Genomic DNA, 18,951 nt, shown 5'->3' with positions numbered 1-18,951 from the left:
TTATAAAAGGTAGACCGCGTGTTAGTAACCGAAAAGCAGTATGTGCAGTGGCTCGAAAAGGAAAACGGCAAAGAGACCTTGCGCCATGCTCGCTGGTTGTCGGCAAACAATCATCAGCCGCCTGAGCGTATTGTGGTGGTCGATGATACGACCACGGCAGATGAGGCTTACCGCTTAGCTTGCGCTGGTACCTCGATGCTGTGGCGTGGTGATTTTCATAATGGGCGACAATTGCTCCAAGCTATTAATCGGCGCATTGAGCGTACCAATGAGCGCTCCGAGCAGCGCAAAAGGAAAAAAGCGGCCAATAAAAATAAGTCTGAATCTGACCATAATCAGCTACCTAACTTATTTCATCAGCAGCGGCAAATGCAAGCCCAACGCTCGCGTCTATTGAGCCGTTTATTATTAGAGCTCGATGCTGATTATGTGAGTAAGCTGCGCCGTGCGCCTGATGTCAACGCAGCTTGCATGGCAGCTTTCGGTGAACTAAATGATGAACCGTGCTTGCTATCGCTGCGTGACCTGCAAGGAGCACTTGGCGCAGCACAGTGGCGCAAAAAAGGCGTAACGATTGAGAATTTAGGGCTATCCATTTACCCGCATTACGGGGTTTTTGCCCCTACTCGTAATGAGTATGTGCAGCTACTACTTGATGCGCCTTTGCCTAAAGCTTGCGATGTCGCTTATGATATCGGTACGGGCACAGGCCTGCTGGCAATAATCTTAGCGCAGCGTGGCGTAGGGCAAGTGATTGCCACGGACTTAAATCCACGTGCTATCGCCTGCGCTCGTGACAACTTTGAGCGCCAAGAGCTATCTAATATTCAGTTGCAGCAAACCGATTTGTTTCCGACTGATGCGCCGCCTGCGAATCTCATTATCTGTAACCCGCCTTGGTTACCCGCTAAGCCCAGCTCCCCGCTCGAATACGCTGTTTATGATGCTAATAGCACTATGCTGCGTGGATTTTTGCAAGGCGCAAGACAGCATTTAAGCGAGAAAGGCGAAGTCTGGTTGATTCTGTCGGATTTGGCTGAGCATTTACAGCTGCGCACTCGTGAAGAATTATTGGGCTGGTTTGTAGATGCCGGGCTAACCGTAAAATACCGTCTTGATACCAAGCCAAAACATGGTCGCAGCCAAGATGAAAATGACCCATTATTTGCAGCGAGGAGTAGCGAGGTCACTTCTTTATGGTGTTTAGTGAGTACATCCTATGAGCCGTGACCGCGCCGTACAACAACGCCAACCCAAAGCGCTAGCCGTTGACGATGAACCAAGCTATATCACTGAGTTCCGTCAAGCGATGCTAGCGCGAGGGCTAGCAACTCGGACGCGTAACGCTTACGTGCGTGATTTGCGCTTTTGTGAACTCACCAGTCCTACGGCGCTGACCAAATGGCAAGCGGATGACGTGCTGCACTGCCTCTCTACTCTCGCCCAACAACACAAAACCCCACGTACTCAAGCACGCATGCTCTCAAGCTTGCGGCAGTTCTACTTGTGGATGATTGCCAGCAACCTGCGTGAAGACAATCCTTGTGAGCGTGTCAAAACTCCCAAGCTGGGTCGTCCTTTGCCAAAAGACTTAAGCGAGTCGGACATCGATAACCTCCTCGCTGCGCCCGATACCAGCACCGCACTTGGATTACGTGATAAAGCCATGCTCGAGGTGCTTTACGCTTGCGGTTTGCGGGTCAGTGAGCTGATTAATTTGTCATTAGAACAAGTCAATCTCAATGCAGGCTGGCTACAAATCACCGGTAAAGGCAATAAAACGAGGCTAGTGCCACTAGGAGAATACGCGGCAGATGCACTAGAAGATTACCTAACTCATGGGCGCGGCGATTTGATTGCACATCTGAAATCTGGCAATTGCCAAGCGGTGTTTCTGACCGCACAAGGCGGCTATATGACTCGGCAGAACTTTTGGTACTTACTTAAAAAGTACGCCAAAGTCGCCAGTATCGATAAAGAACTCTCTCCGCACACTTTGCGCCACGCCTTTGCTACCCATCTGCTCAATCATGGCGCAGATTTGCGTAGCGTACAGTTATTGCTAGGGCATAGTGATTTGTCTACCACGCAAATTTATACTCATGTGGCGACGGCGAGATTGCAAAAGTTGCATGCTGAGCATCATCCTAGAGGGTGAGAGCCGTTAAGACATAAAACACACTTTTTGACAAAGTTGTTTTTGAATTTAGAAGATCGTAAGAGGAATATAAATTGTCACAATCCCATTCATCTACCCTGTCTAATCTAACATATAGACAAAACTCTGTACTCAATACTCTGACTATCATGGGTTACTTAGAAGGGACTTCTTTTTTACTACTGCTAGGTATCGCTATGCCGCTAAAATATATGATGGGCATTCCAGAAGTGGTGAAATATATCGGTATGGCGCATGGAGCACTTTTTATAGTCTATATTCTGACTTTATTATTCGCAGCTAGCAAAATAAAGATGCCGCTGTGGGCCATACCCGCAGGTGTCATTGGCTCGTTTTTGCCATTTGGTCCGTTTGTATTTGATCATTTATTAAAGAAGAGTTTGAGAGTATAAGTGAGGTTGGTTTTATTAAGCTCTAGGATAGAGTGCACTCTACCTCACTTCTAAAACCTCACCATCATATAATAGTCGGCTTGAGATACACTTTAGTAGTGAGCGAGGAAATAACGAAGCATGGCTTTGTCCAATGGCAAGGCAGATACAAGCAGAAAGCAAGATTGGTTCCCATTACAATGGTGATAATACAACTCCACACCATACATTTCTATTAATAGGATGCTGCAAACCTGCTCTTTTGTCGCTACAATACCTGCCATAACTTATTAACCATTTACTTATAAAACCCCGAGAATCCTATGAGCCATAGACCGCCTGCTGACCTGTTAAAAAGTGCCGAACAATGGCGCAAGGATATTACCTTTCGCCAAGACGTATTAGGCAAGCCTTTTGACTTCACCACCACTTGGGGGATTTTTTCTCCGCAAAAGCTGGATGATGGTAGCCTCATGCTACTCGATTATGTGGACTTTCAAGCGGATGACGATTCAATAGATCTAGGCTGTGGCTACGGCGTGCTGGGTATGACAGCGGCGCGAGAGTGTCCGAATGGTCTACATACATTAATCGATAAAGACTTTATGGCAGTAGAATATGCACGCCTAAATTGTGAAAAAAACGGTCTAAAAAATGTCGATGTGCATTTATCAAACGGCTTTAATCACGTGGATAAAGACAAAGACTTTAGCTTAGTAATGTCGAACCTGCCCGCCAAAGTAGGCAAAGAGCAGCATTATCTATATTTCCTCGATGCTTATGCACGGATGCGTCAAGGTGGACGTTTTTATGTGGTCACCATCAATGGTTTACGCCAGTTTATGAAACGCTCCTTTACCGAAGTATTTGGCAATAGTGAAAAGGTGAAGCAAGGCAAAACTTATACCATTACCATGGCGGTTAAAGACTAGCTTTTAAAAGATTAGGTTTTAAAAGTCCAGGTTTCATTGCCAAACAAGCAAAAAGCCCGTCAAAACTATAATGTTTTGGCGGGCTTTTTAGAACTGACTGTATTTGTCTACATCTGGCGTTTAAGTAAATAAAGCCCTAATAGCGCACTGGCGATAATCGGCAATAACACCATCAGTAGCGGCGAGAATCCGGTAGCGAGCGAGACGAATCCAACCAAATCCTGAACATAGCTAAATAGGAGACCAAATAATAGTGCCACTACGATACGTAGCCCTAAACTATGAGTACGTAAAGAGCCAAAGACAAAGGAGCAGGCGACAATAACCAGCGATAAGATAGACAAAGGCGACAATAGCTTTTGCCAAAAAGCTAATTCATGCTCCAGCGAGCGATTACTCTGCTGACGCATAAACTGGCGATGGTCGTATAGCTGGGTCAGTGATAAATCCTCGGCATCACGGGTTAACAGATAAACCGATTCGGGTGCAAAAGGCAGCGTTAGGGTATCAGATGGCGCTTTGGCTTGACTGCTATCAAGACCTTGATTGATGGTGAGCTTAGTCATATTATTAAGCTGCCACTCATAACGATACTGCTCGCGTAAGCTCCTATCGGTCGTATCAATCAGCGTACGCCCTGTATATTGTCCGCCTTCAGCATGAATAGCAGTTTGCAGGTTGCCATTGTTATCCAAATGCCAACGTTTTACCTCACCGATATTACCTTGCACATCGGCATAGTCAATGTAGAGGACATCACTACCATCAGGCTTGGTATCACCGTCGGCTGTGTTCTCAAAACGTGGCTGTACCATCCAGTAGCCCCGTACCGAAGTAATCAGAGCGCTGCTGTCATCGTTATTGATATTCTTGGCCAACTGGTTACTATGCGGTAGTACAAATTGATTGATAACGAGCGCCAGTATGACTAGAGCAAAAGCGGGCTGCAATACCCAGCCTACGATGCGATAAATGCTCACGCCTGAGGCACGCATAACTACCAGCTCGCTTTTATTAGCCAGTAGACCTAAGCCAACGACTGCACCCAGCAGTGCCCCTGTGGGAATGAACTGTTCTAAAAAGTAAGGCGAGCGATAAAAAATGTACTTTAAAGCCTCAGAGAAAGTATAACTATCGCTTAGTGAATCCAGCTCTGACAAATAAGAAAATATAATCTGCAGCGCCCATAAGCCTAATACAGCTGCGATAATCGCTAGTAGCGCATTGACTTTAACGTAACGACCCAGCACGGGCAGCTTGGTTGATTTATGATTGGCGAGCCGTTCTGCAGGAGAAATACGCATTAGAGTTGCCCTCCTGTGGAACTATTATCCGCCAGCGCTTTGCTTTTTGCGCGTACTCGCAGTCGATGTTGAATACGCGTACCCCAGTTTAGATACAATGCCAACACCATAAACCCTAAGATTAACCACACATAAGACCATACGCTAACGTTGCCTTTGCTGACGGCGTTTTTGAGTGAAATAATCCCTAAAGCGCAGCTAACGAATAACAGTATCGCTGGAAACAATCGTAGCCAGCGCCCTTGACGAGGACGAACTTGAGCCAATGGGACAGCGAGCATAGGCGCAATAATCATCAGCCATGGCAAGGCAAAGCGATAGCCCAGCTCACCTTGTGCAGCCCGCAGCGCATCAACGCTACCCGCTTGAGTATTGCCCGTTGCTACCTGCCATAGCGGCCCGACAGCCTGAGTCTCGATATTATCCTCGGTCACCACCTCTTGAGGCGCTTCAGTTAAAGTAATGCGATAACGCTCAAAACTCACTTGGTTATATACCAGACTGCCAGCGCCTACCTCGTAACGCCGCCCTTGAAACAGATCTAATTGGGTTATGCCGCTATCACCGGTCTCTACTTGCTCAGCGCGTTTGGCGAGAGTAATAGTGTCGGTACTAATCGAGGAGTTATTACGAGTAGTAGGCGCTACTATGTCTTTGGGTAAATCAGCGATGGGTAGCTGTGCTTCTAGCTCAGGCGGAGCTTGATTCACTGCTGCGGGCTTATTCTGAGGTTCGGTCTGAATCAAAACCACGTCTTGCAGCTGTTTATTATCATCGCTTAAACTGCCCACATATAAATGATAATTGCCACTATTAATGAATTCATTAGGCCGAATCAAATCAAAGGCGCTGGTTAGAGCTTGCTGTTGCCAGATAGTCTCTGATGAGCGTACGCCCCAAGGTTTACCAACTATGGATAACGCTGCCTCTCCAACGAACAAAGCTAGAATCAACGGGGTCATTAACCGCGCCAGCTTACCACGAGAAACTCCGCTAGCATTAATAACCGCCATTTCTTGATCGACGTATAAGCGTCCAAATACCAACATTAGGGCGATAAAAAATGCCAAAGGTAAGATCAGCTCTAAAAAATACGGTAAGTTATAACCAATAATAGTGAACAGCAGGCTAATATCTAGACGCCCTTCAGCTGCAATACCAAAATAGCGAATCAGACGCCCACCAAGCATCATCACTACCAAAAACCCCAACACCAAAGCAGTAGTTGAGGCAACCTGACGGGTCATGTAGCGGCGTAATATCACAGTAGGCACTCTTAGCAGTGAGCATAGATTGTTGACAGTTTTGCAACCGATAATCGGCTAATATAAACCAATCTTCATCAATAGCGTTTCATTTAACTTATACTTAAGTAGCCATAAATATAGATGAACAACTTATAAGCTAAACGACATCAATAACGATATCAATATAGGCAAGTTAGATAAGCGCTAATCCTAGCATAATTTGATAGAAAATGGCTGCGAAATGTGTTTGCAAACATTATCAACACCTCTTCTAATCTCCGCTGATAAGTCATTTAATAGCTGATATAGTTAGAAGATAAATAGTTTTTACTCTTCACTGAATAAACACATTCGATAAAATCTGTAAGGTTGCCTAATAAACTCTATTAAGAGTATTACCTAACCTTTACGGACTGTGTACTTAGCCTTAGCGGCTAATATGCTACACTATGCCTCAGGATCTAACGAAGCAAGATGATTATAACTATACTATATTAGCAAACCCTATCTTAACCTTCTGATGGGCTATTTTTGCCCTCATAACCTTTATACTGCTTATAACATTCTAAGCTTTCACTCTAATAAGGATAATATATGAATATTAAGTTAACTCAGCAATTACCGAAAACTCATACCCAAAAAATTCTAAAAAAAGAAGCCAAAGATAAAGACGCGGCCTGTTTAGTAGTCTTGGTCGATGATAATAAAAACATTTTGGCTGAATCGGAATTAACCGAATACCACTCACGCATTGAACAATTAATCGAAGTCTCGCACTTCAATGGCAAGGCTTGCGAAACCGTAGCTGATTATGCATTGGCAGGGGACAAAAAAACCACTAAGCAAAATCCTGTACAGCTATTATTAGTAGGTGTCGGTGATTGCGACAAGCTCAATGAAACTGTCCTAAAAAAGATCGCCAAAACTATTTATGATAATACCCAAAAGCGGGTAGCTTCTATCACCGTGGCTTTAGGCGACGCTTTAGAAGAAACCCAGTTTAGCCAGTTCGCACTTAATCTGTTGGCCTCAAGCTATCGTTTTGATAAGTATAAATCTGAACAGCAGACGCCAGTATTGACCGATATCTATTTACTTGCTGATGACTCCTTACAAGCGGCTTTAGCGTTTACTCAGTCGGTCTTTAGCGGTCAAAGCTTGACCCGTGACGTGGCCAATGAGCCGGGTAATATCTGTTTTCCAGCCTATATGGCAGAACAAGCTCAGGAGCTGGCAAAGACTTATCCTGATTTATTAAAAGTCACTGTCCTTGATGAAAAAGAGATGGCAGCGCTGGGTATGGAGTGCTTCTTAGCGGTGGCTAAAGGCTCAGCTCGCGAGGGCAAACTGGTTATTATGGAATATCAAGGCAAGTCTAAATTTAGCGCCAAAGCTGTATCAACCGATAAAGAAACTAGCAGCGCCAAAGTTAGCGGTGGTCTAAAAGCTTTAGCAGATAAATTGCCTACTAACAAACTAGCGGGTAAAAAGTCTGCTAAGCAGCAAGATCAGAGCAACGACGATGCGCCTATCGTATTAGTCGGTAAAGGTATCACTTTTGATTCAGGCGGTATCTCTATTAAGCCCGGTGCAGCCATGGATGAGATGAAGTTTGATATGGGTGGTTCAGCTTCTGTACTCGGTACAATTAAGGCCCTGTGTGAAGCACGTCTGCCAATCAACGTCGTAGGTGCTTTAGCTTGTGCAGAGAATATGCCATCAGGCGAAGCAACCCGTCCTGGCGATATCATCAAAGCGATGAATGGCAAATCAGTGGAGATTTTGAACACCGATGCTGAAGGCCGCTTAGTATTAGCTGATACCTTGTGCTACGTGCAGCGCTATGAGCCCAAAGCGATCATTGATGTCGCCACCTTAACGGGTGCTTGCGTGGTGGCTCTAGGTCATGTGCGCTCAGCCGTATTTAGTAACGATGAAGATCTGTTATTCGGTTTAGAAAATGCCAGTAATCAATCAGGCGATCTCATCTGGCATATGCCGATGGATGATGCTTACCAGTCGCAGCTCGACTCCCCTATCGCTGATATGCAGAATATAGGTGGTAAAGGTGCAGGCGCAGTAACTGCTGCTTGTTTCTTATCGCGCTTCGTTGAGGAAGGTCAAGCATGGGCACATCTAGACATCGCTGGTACCGCTTGGAGCTCAGGAAAAGATAAGGCAGCTACTGGTCGTCCAGTACCCTTATTTATGCAATACCTAAAAAATCACGTAGATATGGCATAAATACTGACCTCTATTATGCAAAAACTAAACGTTAGCTTTTATATATTAAGCGAGAATAAGGCCCAAGATTTCTTGGGCTTTATTTGTCAGTTGACCCAAACGGCGCTCAATAAGAGCACTCACTCGCTACTGATCCTCACTGAAGATCAAGCTTTGCTTGACGAGCTTGATAAAGGGCTGTGGTCACACGATGCTACTAGCTTTATTCCGCATCAGCGTTTAGACCATTTAGACGTGGATGACAGTGCTGAGAACGACAATGATATTGATCCTAGTGCTATGAGCGCGCCAGTATTATTAAGTACTTATTTGCCAGCAGATTTCAACGGTATGGTTATTAATACTACCAAGCACATCGTCAATGAGTTTATAAAGCCGACTAGCAATATACAACTTACCCGTATTCTTGAGATTATCAAGCCCGATAACACCAGTGTGCAGCAGGGCCGCGATAAATATAAATATTATAAAAATCTAGATTATGAGCTGACTCACTTTAAAGTCTAGCTCATTTTTATCGTCTTTATTTTTTTATAAGAGTTACTTTTTATAATAGTTATTTTTTAACCCTCCTTCTATAAAACCTGCTATTTTTGTTTATTCCTTCTTTTTATATTCCTCAATTACTCCCAGAAACTCTCACTTTTCCTTAGGTTAACTTCATTTAAAGCACCTACATTGATCGTCATTTTTTCTCCCTCTTAAAATTATCTCAAGGCCACTAGACTATAGAGCAGTAGGTGATTGCCTAAAAAGATGCTACTATTCGGCGATTATCATATTGATTTTAGTTTACTTTTATTGTTTAGATTGAGGGGGTAGTGATGCGCTCACTAATAGCGATGTACCAACGTATAGGGCTAGTGCCGCTGATAGTTATAGGTTTAGTACTGGGCGTGTTGATAGGCTGGCTGGCACCCAGCGCCGGTATTGCTCTAGGTATATTGGGTACATTGTTTGTCGGGGCGCTCAAGGCCGTAGCACCTATATTGGTATTTATCCTAGTGATGTCAGCCATTTGCCAGCATCGTAGCGGCGGTAAAGTTTATGTCAAACCAGTACTCATTCTTTATCTATTCGGCACCTTTATAGCCGCTTTAGTTGCTGTAGGCGCTAGCTTCTTATTCCCCACGGAGCTCACTTTAATAAATGCAACTATTGAGCAAGCGCCGCCAGCTGATTTAAAAGAAGTTTTGAATACTCTTCTTCTTAATCTAGTCGATAATCCTATTGAAGCTATAGCCAATGCCAACTATATCGGTATATTAGCTTGGGCTATCATCATCGGCTTTGCTCTGCGCCAAGCTAGCGCCACCACACGCACCATGATCTCTGATCTCTCCGACGCCATCTCAGAAGTAGTAAAATGGGTGATAGCTTTAGCGCCCTTTGGTATCTTAGGCTTGGTGGCGAATACCGTCGCTGATACCGGCTTTAGTGCCTTAGCAGGTTACGCCCGTATTCTTCTGGTGCTAGTCGGCTGTATGCTTTTTATTGCCTTAATTACCAACCCTCTGCTAGTATTTTTTAAAACCGGCAAAAACCCTTATCCGCTAGTATTTACTTGCCTGCGTGAATCCGGTATCACCGCCTTTTTTACGCGCAGCTCTGCGGCTAATATTCCGGTGAATATGAACCTTGCCCGTAAACTGGGTCTGCATGAAGATACCTACTCGGTAACTATTCCGCTTGGCGCTACTATCAATATGGCTGGGGCGGCTATCACTATTAATGTCCTGACTCTGGCCGCTGCTCATACTTTAGGGATCGAGGTTAGTTTTGGCTCTGCTTTGGTGTTAAGTCTAGTCGCTACTATCAGTGCCGGTGGTACCTCTGGAGTAGCGGGTGGTTCACTACTCCTTATTCCTTTGGCTGCCAGCTTGTTCAATATTCCAAACGAAATAGCTATGCAAATAGTGGCTATCGGCTTTATTATTAGCGTGGTGCAGGACTCTGCTGAAACAGCGCTGAACTCCTCAACGGACGTGCTATTTACCGCCGCTGCTGATCCCAAATATGCGCGCTAAAAGTATGCACGCTATAGTCAATCCTGAATAAAACTGACATATTTAGCCACGTGCTACTGGTATTAATTTTGCGCAGCCTCTGTCAGCGTAGACACAGCACGCAAGTAAAATGAATACCAGTAGCACTGAGTTGTAACACTTTTAAAGTGAATCAGCTGTAGTATCTAGAAATTCTATAATGAATACTCCGCACTTAACCACCTAAGATTATAGGTATAGGCTAGGTTGAGAGTGGAGCAATAAATAAATTTTTATAAGGCTATCTTAGATAAACATTCAATCTAGGATGGGCTCATTTTTATTGACCGCATTCAATATTAATTATTTTAAGGGGACAACAATGCGCTCACTGATAGCGACGTACCAACGTATAGGGCTAGTACCACTAATCATTATAGGGCTGGTATTGGGAGTATTAATTGGCTGGCTGGCACCCAGCGCTGGTATTGCTCTCGGGCTGCTTGGTACCTTGTTTGTTGGCGCCTTAAAAGCGGTGGCACCCGTACTGGTATTCACTCTAGTGATGGCAGCGATTAGCCAGCATAGCAGTAATAACGAGGTCTATGTCAAGCCCGTGCTGATTATGTATATTTTTGGCACTTTTTTGGCCGCCCTAACTGCGGTAGTGGCAAGCTTCTTATTTCCTACTGAGCTGGTATTGGTCAGCGACGTTATCGAGCAAGTACCGCCCGCCAATTTAAAAGAGGTGTTGACCAATCTACTATTGAGCCTAGTCGCTAACCCTGTCAATGCTATTGCTAATGCTAATTATATCGGTATTTTGGCATGGGCCATTATTCTCGGTTTTGCTCTACGCCGAACCAATGACACGGCGCGTACGGTAGTGAGCGCTTTTGCCGATGCAGTCTCACAGGTCGTTAAATGGGTTATTGCGCTCGCGCCCTTTGGTATCTTAGGCTTGGTTGCCAATACCGTTGCTGAAACTGGCTTCTCAGTATTAGCGGGTTATGCACGTATCTTGATAGTATTGGTTGGATGTATGCTATTTATCGCTCTAATCGCCAACCCCTTAATTGTGTTTGTGAAAACCGGTAAAAACCCTTATCCGCTAGTATTTACCTGCCTGCGTGAGTCAGGGATTACCGCTTTCTTTACGCGTAGCTCTGCGGCCAATATTCCGGTGAATATGAACCTTGCCCGAAAACTGGGTCTGCATGAAGATACCTACTCTGTCACTATTCCGCTTGGCGCCACCATTAATATGGCTGGCGCTGCTATTACCATCAACGTTTTAACCCTTGCTGCTGCCCATACTTTGGGTATTGAAGTCAGCTTTGCTTCAGCATTATTATTAAGTCTAGTAGCGACCATCAGTGCCTGCGGTGCTTCAGGGGTAGCTGGCGGTTCGTTACTACTTATTCCGCTTGCCGCTAGTCTGTTTAGTATTCCAAACGATATCGCTATGCAAGTGGTGGCTATTGGCTTTATTATCGGCGTGGTGCAAGACTCCGCTGAAACGGCTTTGAACTCCTCAACGGACGTGCTGTTTACCGCCGCAGCTGATCCCAAGTATGCCCGCTAAAAGTACGCACGCTAGTAATAGATAAGCATCAGTAAATCATTGCAAGCGTTAGTAAATCATTAGTATCTATAAAAGATAGCCATAAAAAAGGGCACCCAGTTCAAATGAATGAGTGCCCTTTTTGCTAATTAAACCTACTGGTTCTTTATACTGTTTACTTCTACTTCTATCATTGAGGTATCACTCTCCCACTGACGCTTGAATTGGCGCAGCTGCTCCACTTCATCTAATAATTCCAGTATCAAACCAATAGCTGGCACACTGGCATCAAAGTCACGGCTAAGGCGTGAGGCCCGGCGCACGGTAGTCAGCTGATAGCCAGAGAAATGCTGGCTTTCGGGGACATCATACTCAATAATATTTTCTTCAATTAACGCTATTACCCACTGACGCTCTTGTCCACAAGCAGATACTAGCTCATCAAAACTCATAATCAGATCATTTACTTCCGGTGAATGTTTCATCGTTATCATCCTCATTTACACTTTATATCACTATTCTCGTGCTAGTTTTAACGGTTAATAGTGGTATCAGCAAAAACTTGTTTTAGATTCTCGTAAGCTTGTTTTTCGGTATCAGTAGTGACCTCTGGATTGACGATATTTAAGGTTAAATATAAATCGCCAGCCTGTTTGTCAGGGATACCTTTACCTCTTAGACGCAGATTACTACCCGACTTGCTGTTATTGGGAATAGTCACACCTAAGGTTCCCGCTGGGGTACTGACGTTAATCTTTTCGCCCAGTGCCGCCTCCCACGGGGTGATATTTACCGTTTGATAAACGTCAGAGCCTTCTAGGCGGATATTATTGGGATGGGTAATTTTAACTTTTAAAAATAAATCTCCATTCTTACCGCTACCAATACCAGCTGCCCCTTGCGCCGCTAACCGAATTTGCTTACCGTCGGTAATCCCTTTTGGAATCTTAATCTTGAGGGTTTTATTATCGTAGCTGACGCTGCCATCAGCCTGACGGACGGGAACATTGAGCTTGATATTATAATCATCGCCGCTATAGACCGATGCCAAATCAACGCTAATCTCCGCATGCTGGTCTTGACCTTTAGCATCTTGCGCACCAAAACCAGCTCCAAATTGATCAAAGCCGCCCTGCTGGCTTTGACTGCCTGCCCGTCCATTAGCGCCGCGCGCGCCGCGGCCGAAAGCGGAGAAAATATCATCGAAGCGAAAACCACCACCGCCAAAAGCTTCACCGTCGCCGAATTGATCTTTGATATCCTCCCAGCGAAAACCGCCCTGCTGACCAGCACCTGCTTGCGAACCAAACCCTGCCCTGCCAGTCCCACCAGCAAATGGATTATCGAGCATGGCGTCGTACTCACTACGTTTATCCTTATCTCTTAGGGTCTCGTAAGCATTATTAATCTCCGCAATTTTATTGTCAGCGTCTGGATCATCGCTAACATCAGGATGATACTGACGTACTAACTTACGATATCTTTTTTTGATATCGGCATCTGAAGCGTCTTTTTTAACCCCTAAAATGTCATAGTAATTTTTTTCTGCCATGTTGTTTTCCTTATATTCTTATTAGCTTAGCTTTTATCTTGCGTTAAGCATTTTCTATATTATCGATAATATAATGGGTTCATAGGAACAATTTTACCTACATACTTCATATTATTTGACAAAGCCATACCATATTGACTCGTAAAACTAGCGCAAGTAGGTTTGAACTTGAACATTCTTTACACGACTGTAAGAATATAACAAGCTTTTTCTTGTAAAATACCTTTCATTATTTGTACTAATAAGCAGTATAGATAGCATAGGCAAGAGTATCTGTCTATTTCATCCATTGTTAATAGGTATTGAATGTCTTATTTAATCAAATCTTTAGTCATTACTTTATCACTCCTGTTAAGCACCGCAACCTTTGCGGCTAATACCAGTTATTATGGTAATAAATTCCATGGTAAGCGTACTGCAAGTGGTAGTATCTTCAATATGAACGCCCTAACCGCTGCGCATAAAACGCTGCCGTTTGGTACCGAGGTACAGGTGACTAATAGAAAAACCAAGCAGAGTGTAATCGTAAAAATTACTGATAGAGGGCCTTTCACACCGGGACGTATTCTCGACCTCTCTAAAGCGGCTGCTGGTAAGATTAACTGTCAACTTTGTACGACCACTATGGAAATACTATCGTACGGTGACGGCAAATATCGTAAAGAATAATGTAATAAAAAGGGAGAACGTTAAAGGCGTTCTCCCTTTTTTATGATTTAACTGTAATGAATTAAGACTTTAACTCACATCTGCTTCCATCTCTTCTAGGCTAGTCATCGCCGTCAATAGACCTTCTTCGTGATCACTATGCTGCTGTTGTAATGACGCTTGCTCTTCAAGCAGTTTAAGCAGATCAGACTTGCGACTTTCTTCATAAAGGTCAGTATCAGCCAGCTTTTCTTCAACAGCAGCCAATTGGCTTTCAATCTTCGCCAAAGCTTTCTCGGTATTTTCAATCTCACGGCGAATAGGTGCGGTCAACTTACGCTGTTCAGCAGCTCGCTTGCGCAGCTCTTCTTTACTGATATCCTTGGCGTTAGTAGCCTGGGAGTCAGGAACTTTTGTTTCACGTGAAACGAACTGCTTATTAGCCTTTTTATTCTTAACTTTCTTATCTGTACTTTTGTCTTGGCTATTCTCTTGTTTGCGTTTATCGCTCAACCATTTACCATAGTCATGGATATCGCCGTCAAACTCATCGATCTGCCCATCATGGACCAGATATAGCTCATCACAAACGTTAGCAATCAGCTCTCGATCATGTGAAACCAACACCACTGCGCCTTCAAACCCTTGCAAAGCTAAGGTCAGCGCTTGGCGCATTTGCAAATCCAAATGGTTGGTCGGCTCATCAAGCACCAAGACATTTGGGCGCTGCCAGACAATTAAAGCTAGGGTCAAACGGGCGCGCTCTCCACCTGAGAATAGCGCGCTTGGGGTATCAATGCGCTCACCACGAAAGTCAAAACTACCTAGAAATGAGCGTAATAGCGCATCTGAGGTTTTGTCTGCTAAGCGGCGTAGCATCTCCATTGGGGTCGCTTCGGCGTCTAGCGCATCCATTTGATGCTGGTTAAAGTAGCCAAGCTTGAGCGTATCTGACACCGTATAGGTCCCCGATAGGACTTTGAGCTCGCCAACCAAGGCCTTAATCAGAGTTGATTTACCGGCACCATTCATACCGAGCAGACCCAGCCGTGTATCAGGCGTGACTTGCACATTGGCATTATATAATAGAGGCGTATCGCTATAACCAATATTAGCTTTGGTCATCTCAATAAGCGGGGAGCTCATGTGCGCAGGCTCATAGAACTTAAACGAAAACGGATTATCAGCCATCATAGGTGATAAATCAGCCATGCGTTCAAGCTGCTTGATTCGGCTTTGTGCCTGCTTAGCTTTACTGGCTTTGGCACGAAAACGGCGAATAAAGTCGTCCAAATGCGCACGAGTTTCTTGCTGTTTCTCATACGCTTGCTGCTGCTGCGCCATACGTTCATGGCGAGTGCGAATAAACTGCTGGTAGTTACCAGTATAAAGGGTGATTTTTTGCTGTTCGACGTGCAAGATATGCCCAACCGTCGCATCCAAAAATGCTTGGTCATGCGAGATCACAATCACGAGACCTGCAAATTGATTGATCCAAGTCTCAAGCCATAAAATGGCATCTAAATCCAAATGGTTGGTAGGCTCATCAAGCAGCATCAAATCAGCTCGGCTCATCAAGGTTTTAGCAAGATTCAGGCGCATACGCCAGCCGCCAGAGAAACCTTCTACAGGCAATTCATGTTGATTAGTATTGAAACCAAGACCGGCCATAATTTGCGCCGCTTTAGTCGGCGTACGATAACCATCAATTTCATCAAACTGCTGATGCAGCACTCCAATTTGCTCATCGCTAACGCTACTCAAGTCATTCAGCGCTGCATTAATCTCATACCACTGTTCATCACCGCTTAGCACATAATCGATCGCCGTTTGACTACTTGCCTCTACTTCCTGCGCCATATGCGCCACTTGCCAGCTATCTGGAATACTGATCTCACCTTTATCAAGCGTCACTTCAGTATCACCGGTTCCCATTTGAGTCAGTAATAGCGCAAACAAGGTAGATTTGCCGGTGCCGTTATTGCCCGTCAGACCCACTTTATGGCCTGGATGCAACTGGAAGCTTGCGCCGCTAAATAATATACGGCCATCGCGGCGGACACTAACGTCTTTAAATTCGATCATAGGTTTTTTTATCTCAAAATATAACTACAGGGATTGGTATAGATTAACAGGTTAAATGAGGCGCTAATTTGCCGACTATTATTTCAAACGCCTACTCGATAGGCAAACGATTAAACAACTAATTTAATTTCAATTTCTTATATAATTGAGTCGCAGGACAGCTAATACAACCGCAAGAGAAGTTTTAGAGTGCCTGCAGGCCGACTTTATTTTGTTTTGATAAATGTTATTTTGACAAACACTCACCCTTGACAAATTCATCGTCACCCCAATTATGATATACTGACAAAATACTATTGACATCAGGCAGTTAAACGTTAAAGCACCTTTTAAAACTCATTGATGTTTAGCCTGATTAAGCGTAAATTGATAAACCACGCTATTTGATTTTAGTAACTGTTTTAGTAACTGAGGTAGATATGAACGAACAAGCCAATCAATATAATCCAAGCGCAAGCCAGCCGGTAGATCCTACAGTCTTAAGTTTGACCGACAATGCTGCGCAAAAAGTACGTCGACTACGTGAAGAAGAGGGTGACGCCGAGCTTATGCTACGCGTCTATGTTACTGGCGGCGGCTGCTCAGGTTTTTCTTACGGTTTTAGATTTGATAGTGATCTGAATGAGGATGATGCTAACTTCGATAATGGAGATGTGACCTTGGTTATTGACTCTTTGAGCTATCAGTATCTACAAGGCTCTACCGTTGACTATACCGAAGGGCTAGAAGGTGCGCGTTTTGTGGTACAAAACCCTAACGCTAAAACCTCTTGTGGCTGTGGCTCGTCGTTTTCGATTTAAAACTATAAATGTTCTGACAGCCTTTTGGCGGTATCCATGTAGCGCTAGTAAATAACCTAGGCGCAAATACCTTAGAATGCGAGTGATCAGCGGATATTAAGCAATAATCCAAATAGCGAAAAAAGCATCTAGCTTAGCGTTAGATGCTTTTTTGCTTAACTATAAGCACTATATAATAAGTTTATATTAAGCTGGTTTTTAATTTACTTCTATAAGTTTTTTGAGTATTCAACCTCAAATCATTAGTCATAGAAACGCATGCAAAGGTTACTGAATTTGTAATCGTACGTAGTTTTTAATAAAGCTTTGGGCTAAACTGACTTAATTATTGACCTCAAATTTATCCTAACTTTTTTATCTTAACTTTGAATCCTAACTTTGAGCAATGCTTAGCTGACCATTGCTCTGCCATAACGAATAACAATAGATGACTATTATGAGTAATTTTGCCGATTTTGAAATCCCAAGCTGGATGAGTAGCCAGCATTTAACCGGAATGCTACGTGGTATCGAAAAAGAAGGCTTACGTGTTAAACCTGATGGCTATCTAAGCCGAGCACCTCATCCCAAAAAGTTAGGCTCTAAACTAACCCATCCTTTCATTACTACTGATTACTCAGAGAATCTATTAGAGCTGGTCACTGACCCCAGAACCACTCCTAAAGACACTCTAGTCATACTACGTCAACTTCATGTGCTGGTGTATCAAGCCTTACCTGAAGAGGAGCTCATGTGGCCATTGTCTATGCCTTATATGCGCTCAGCAGAAGATGAAGACATCCCTTTAGCGGACTTTGGTAGCTCTAATACGGGTAGGCTTAAGACCCTTTATCGTAGTGGACTTGGCGTGCGCTATGGTCGCAGAATGCAGGCCATCGCCGGTTTGCACTATAACTTATCCTTTGGTGATGAGCTGTTCAAATCATGGCAAGCACAGCTGCCAGAAGCCCAAGGTCAAACCCTAACTGAGTTTAGAAATGACAAGTATCTGGGCCTAATTCGTAACTTTAAGCGTATGACCGGGCTAGTGCTCTATTTACTAGGCGCCAGTCCTAACGTTTCTCCCTGCTTTTTGGCAGGGCGTGAGCATGACTTAATCCTGCAAAATGACTCAACTTATTATAAGCCTACGGCTACTAGCTTACGGATGGGTAGACTGGGTTATACCAATAGCGTGCAAGAGAATCTTGATATCCGCTATAATAATTTACCTGAATATATCGCTGGTCTACGCCGTGCTATTCAAACCCCGCACGAAGGCTTTAAAAGCTTAGGGGTGGATGATGCTGATGGCAATCCGATACAAATAAACAATCACATTTTGCAAATAGAAAATGAATACTACAGTCCTATTCGTCCTAAGCAAATCGCCGAACGCGGCGAAACCCCAACCGAAGCTCTAGAGCGCCGCGGTATTGCCTATGTTGAGTTTCGCGCCATTGACCTTGACCCTTATAGCGATATTGGTATTCGGTTATCAAGCGCCTGTTTCTTAGAGATTCTAGCTTTATATTGTTTACTAAATTCCTCTCCTGATCTACTCCCTGAAGAGGATGAAGAGCTGGCTATTAATATTGAGCGCGTGGTTAACGAAGGCCGCCGTGATAATTTACACATCGTCGATAAAGGTAAAGAGATACCGTTAGAGAGCTGGATGGTTAGTCATTTGAGCAATATGCTACCGTTAGCGGCCTTACTTGATGCGCATTATGGCGGTAATGACTACCGTGCAGCCTTGGCTCTCATGCATGGTAAAGCCATTCAGTCCGAATCAACGATTTCAGCGCAAGTTAATGCCGATAGTGAGCGCTTGGGCGGTATGTGGCAACTTGGCTACACCCTAGCACAGCAGCATCGTGATACCCTATTGCAGCAGACCTTAAGCCCTAATACTCAAGCTAAATATGAAGTGCTAGCCGAAAAATCTATATTGCAACAGACAGAGCTGGAAGAAACGGAGACCGAAGAGTTTATAGACTTTGTACAGCAGTACCGCTAAAATTACGTTTATAGTTGACTGATTCAAAAACAGATACCGTG

General features: G+C 44.2%; 16 protein-coding genes. 11 read left to right on the top strand and 5 right to left on the bottom strand.

The annotated features are described in order from the left end of the window. Positions 1-18: 18 nt before the first annotated feature. From JMX18_RS10240 to JMX18_RS10225, 4 genes are all read left to right on the top strand, one after another. Positions 19-1,230 carry a methyltransferase gene (locus JMX18_RS10240; RefSeq protein ID WP_201587501.1) on the top strand — a complete coding sequence of 404 codons (1,212 nt, stop codon included), beginning with the start codon at positions 19-21 and terminating at the stop codon, positions 1,228-1,230. Next, complete coding sequence (gene xerD / locus JMX18_RS10235) at positions 1,220-2,158, top strand: site-specific tyrosine recombinase XerD (RefSeq protein ID WP_201587499.1); 939 nt, start codon at positions 1,220-1,222, stop codon at positions 2,156-2,158. The genes JMX18_RS10240 and xerD overlap by 11 nt, the downstream gene beginning before the upstream one ends. 149 nt (positions 2,159-2,307) lie before the next feature. After that, positions 2,308-2,571, top strand: a complete 264-nt coding sequence (locus tag JMX18_RS10230; RefSeq protein ID WP_201588320.1) for a DUF3817 domain-containing protein — start codon at positions 2,308-2,310, stop codon at positions 2,569-2,571. A 302-nt stretch (positions 2,572-2,873) separates the two neighbouring features. Then, complete coding sequence (locus JMX18_RS10225) at positions 2,874-3,482, top strand: class I SAM-dependent methyltransferase (RefSeq protein WP_201587498.1); 609 nt, start codon at positions 2,874-2,876, stop codon at positions 3,480-3,482. A 107-nt stretch (positions 3,483-3,589) separates the two neighbouring features. Here the strand turns inward: JMX18_RS10225 and lptG are convergent, their stop codons facing one another. Both lptG and JMX18_RS10215 read right to left on the bottom strand, forming a co-directional pair. Further along, positions 3,590-4,786, bottom strand: coding sequence for an LPS export ABC transporter permease LptG (gene lptG, locus JMX18_RS10220; RefSeq protein ID WP_201587497.1), 1,197 nt, complete (start codon positions 4,784-4,786; stop codon positions 3,590-3,592). After that, positions 4,786-6,033, bottom strand: a complete 1,248-nt coding sequence (locus JMX18_RS10215) for an LPS export ABC transporter permease LptF (protein WP_201588319.1) — start codon at positions 6,031-6,033, stop codon at positions 4,786-4,788. Before JMX18_RS10215 ends, lptG begins: the two co-directional genes overlap by 1 nt. A 594-nt stretch (positions 6,034-6,627) precedes the next feature. On the opposite strand from JMX18_RS10215, the gene JMX18_RS10210 reads away from it, so the two are divergent. The 4 genes from JMX18_RS10210 to sstT (JMX18_RS10195) all read left to right on the top strand — a co-directional run bounded on the left by JMX18_RS10210 (position 6,628) and on the right by sstT (JMX18_RS10195) (position 11,847). Beyond that, on the top strand, positions 6,628-8,277 hold the full coding sequence (locus JMX18_RS10210; RefSeq protein WP_201587496.1) for a leucyl aminopeptidase: 1,650 nt from the start codon (positions 6,628-6,630) through the stop codon (positions 8,275-8,277). A 15-nt stretch (positions 8,278-8,292) separates the two neighbouring features. Beyond that, positions 8,293-8,784 carry a DNA polymerase III subunit chi gene (locus JMX18_RS10205; protein ID WP_201587495.1) on the top strand — a complete coding sequence of 164 codons (492 nt, stop codon included), beginning with the start codon at positions 8,293-8,295 and terminating at the stop codon, positions 8,782-8,784. Between the two features lie 317 nt (positions 8,785-9,101). After that, positions 9,102-10,304 carry a serine/threonine transporter SstT gene (gene sstT, locus JMX18_RS10200; RefSeq protein WP_201587494.1) on the top strand — a complete coding sequence of 401 codons (1,203 nt, stop codon included), beginning with the start codon at positions 9,102-9,104 and terminating at the stop codon, positions 10,302-10,304. Between the two features lie 340 nt (positions 10,305-10,644). Continuing rightward, a complete protein-coding gene (gene sstT, locus JMX18_RS10195; protein WP_201587492.1) occupies positions 10,645-11,847 on the top strand; it encodes a serine/threonine transporter SstT in 1,203 nt (400 codons plus the stop codon). Positions 11,848-11,981: 134 nt separating this feature from the next. Here the strand turns inward: sstT (JMX18_RS10195) and JMX18_RS10190 are convergent, their stop codons facing one another. Continuing rightward, on the bottom strand, positions 11,982-12,311 hold the full coding sequence (locus JMX18_RS10190) for a chaperone modulator CbpM (RefSeq protein ID WP_201587491.1): 330 nt from the start codon (positions 12,309-12,311) through the stop codon (positions 11,982-11,984). 47 nt (positions 12,312-12,358) lie between these two features. After that, positions 12,359-13,378, bottom strand: coding sequence for a DnaJ C-terminal domain-containing protein (locus JMX18_RS10185; RefSeq protein ID WP_201587490.1), 1,020 nt, complete (start codon positions 13,376-13,378; stop codon positions 12,359-12,361). 306 nt (positions 13,379-13,684) lie between these two features. On the opposite strand from JMX18_RS10185, the gene JMX18_RS10180 reads away from it, so the two are divergent. Continuing rightward, positions 13,685-14,047: a septal ring lytic transglycosylase RlpA family protein gene (locus JMX18_RS10180; RefSeq protein ID WP_201587489.1), complete on the top strand. Its 363-nt coding sequence runs from the start codon at positions 13,685-13,687 to the stop codon at positions 14,045-14,047. A gap of 69 nt (positions 14,048-14,116) precedes the next feature. Here the strand turns inward: JMX18_RS10180 and JMX18_RS10175 are convergent, their stop codons facing one another. Further along, positions 14,117-16,111 (bottom strand): ATP-binding cassette domain-containing protein, encoded by a 1,995-nt coding sequence (locus JMX18_RS10175; protein WP_201587488.1) that lies wholly within the window; start codon positions 16,109-16,111, stop codon positions 14,117-14,119. A gap of 419 nt (positions 16,112-16,530) precedes the next feature. Here JMX18_RS10175 and erpA point away from each other — a divergent pair, with 419 nt between their 5' ends. Next, the gene (erpA, locus tag JMX18_RS10170) at positions 16,531-16,911 is read left to right on the top strand and encodes an iron-sulfur cluster insertion protein ErpA (protein WP_201587487.1); all 381 of its coding nucleotides are present in this window, start codon (positions 16,531-16,533) and stop codon (positions 16,909-16,911) included. A 427-nt stretch (positions 16,912-17,338) separates the two neighbouring features. After that, positions 17,339-18,910, top strand: a complete 1,572-nt coding sequence (gene gshA / locus JMX18_RS10165; RefSeq protein ID WP_201587486.1) for a glutamate--cysteine ligase — start codon at positions 17,339-17,341, stop codon at positions 18,908-18,910. The last annotated feature ends 41 nt before the right edge of the window (positions 18,911-18,951 follow it).

This window comes from Psychrobacter jeotgali (assembly GCF_904846315.1).
Lineage (GTDB): Bacteria > Pseudomonadota > Gammaproteobacteria > Pseudomonadales > Moraxellaceae > Psychrobacter > Psychrobacter jeotgali.
This window is presented reverse-complemented; position numbering and strand designations above follow the sequence as displayed.

What these genes read in the sequence shown, in the direction of transcription:
- xerD (WP_201587499.1), top strand. Translation starts at nt 1,220, where the DNA reads ATGAGCCGTGACCGCGCCGTACAACAACGCCAACCCAAAGCGCTAGCC.
- JMX18_RS10230 (WP_201588320.1), top strand. Translation starts at nt 2,308, where the DNA reads ATGGGTTACTTAGAAGGGACTTCTTTTTTACTACTGCTAGGTATCGCT.
- JMX18_RS10225 (WP_201587498.1), top strand. Translation starts at nt 2,874, where the DNA reads ATGAGCCATAGACCGCCTGCTGACCTGTTAAAAAGTGCCGAACAATGG.
- lptG (WP_201587497.1), bottom strand. Translation starts at nt 4,786, where the DNA reads ATGCGTATTTCTCCTGCAGAACGGCTCGCCAATCATAAATCAACCAAG.
- JMX18_RS10215 (WP_201588319.1), bottom strand. Translation starts at nt 6,033, where the DNA reads ATGACCCGTCAGGTTGCCTCAACTACTGCTTTGGTGTTGGGGTTTTTG.
- JMX18_RS10210 (WP_201587496.1), top strand. Translation starts at nt 6,628, where the DNA reads ATGAATATTAAGTTAACTCAGCAATTACCGAAAACTCATACCCAAAAA.
- JMX18_RS10205 (WP_201587495.1), top strand. Translation starts at nt 8,293, where the DNA reads ATGCAAAAACTAAACGTTAGCTTTTATATATTAAGCGAGAATAAGGCC.
- sstT (WP_201587494.1), top strand. Translation starts at nt 9,102, where the DNA reads ATGCGCTCACTAATAGCGATGTACCAACGTATAGGGCTAGTGCCGCTG.
- sstT (WP_201587492.1), top strand. Translation starts at nt 10,645, where the DNA reads ATGCGCTCACTGATAGCGACGTACCAACGTATAGGGCTAGTACCACTA.
- JMX18_RS10190 (WP_201587491.1), bottom strand. Translation starts at nt 12,311, where the DNA reads ATGAAACATTCACCGGAAGTAAATGATCTGATTATGAGTTTTGATGAG.
- JMX18_RS10185 (WP_201587490.1), bottom strand. Translation starts at nt 13,378, where the DNA reads ATGGCAGAAAAAAATTACTATGACATTTTAGGGGTTAAAAAAGACGCT.
- JMX18_RS10180 (WP_201587489.1), top strand. Translation starts at nt 13,685, where the DNA reads ATGTCTTATTTAATCAAATCTTTAGTCATTACTTTATCACTCCTGTTA.
- JMX18_RS10175 (WP_201587488.1), bottom strand. Translation starts at nt 16,111, where the DNA reads ATGATCGAATTTAAAGACGTTAGTGTCCGCCGCGATGGCCGTATATTA.
- erpA (WP_201587487.1), top strand. Translation starts at nt 16,531, where the DNA reads ATGAACGAACAAGCCAATCAATATAATCCAAGCGCAAGCCAGCCGGTA.
- gshA (WP_201587486.1), top strand. Translation starts at nt 17,339, where the DNA reads ATGACTATTATGAGTAATTTTGCCGATTTTGAAATCCCAAGCTGGATG.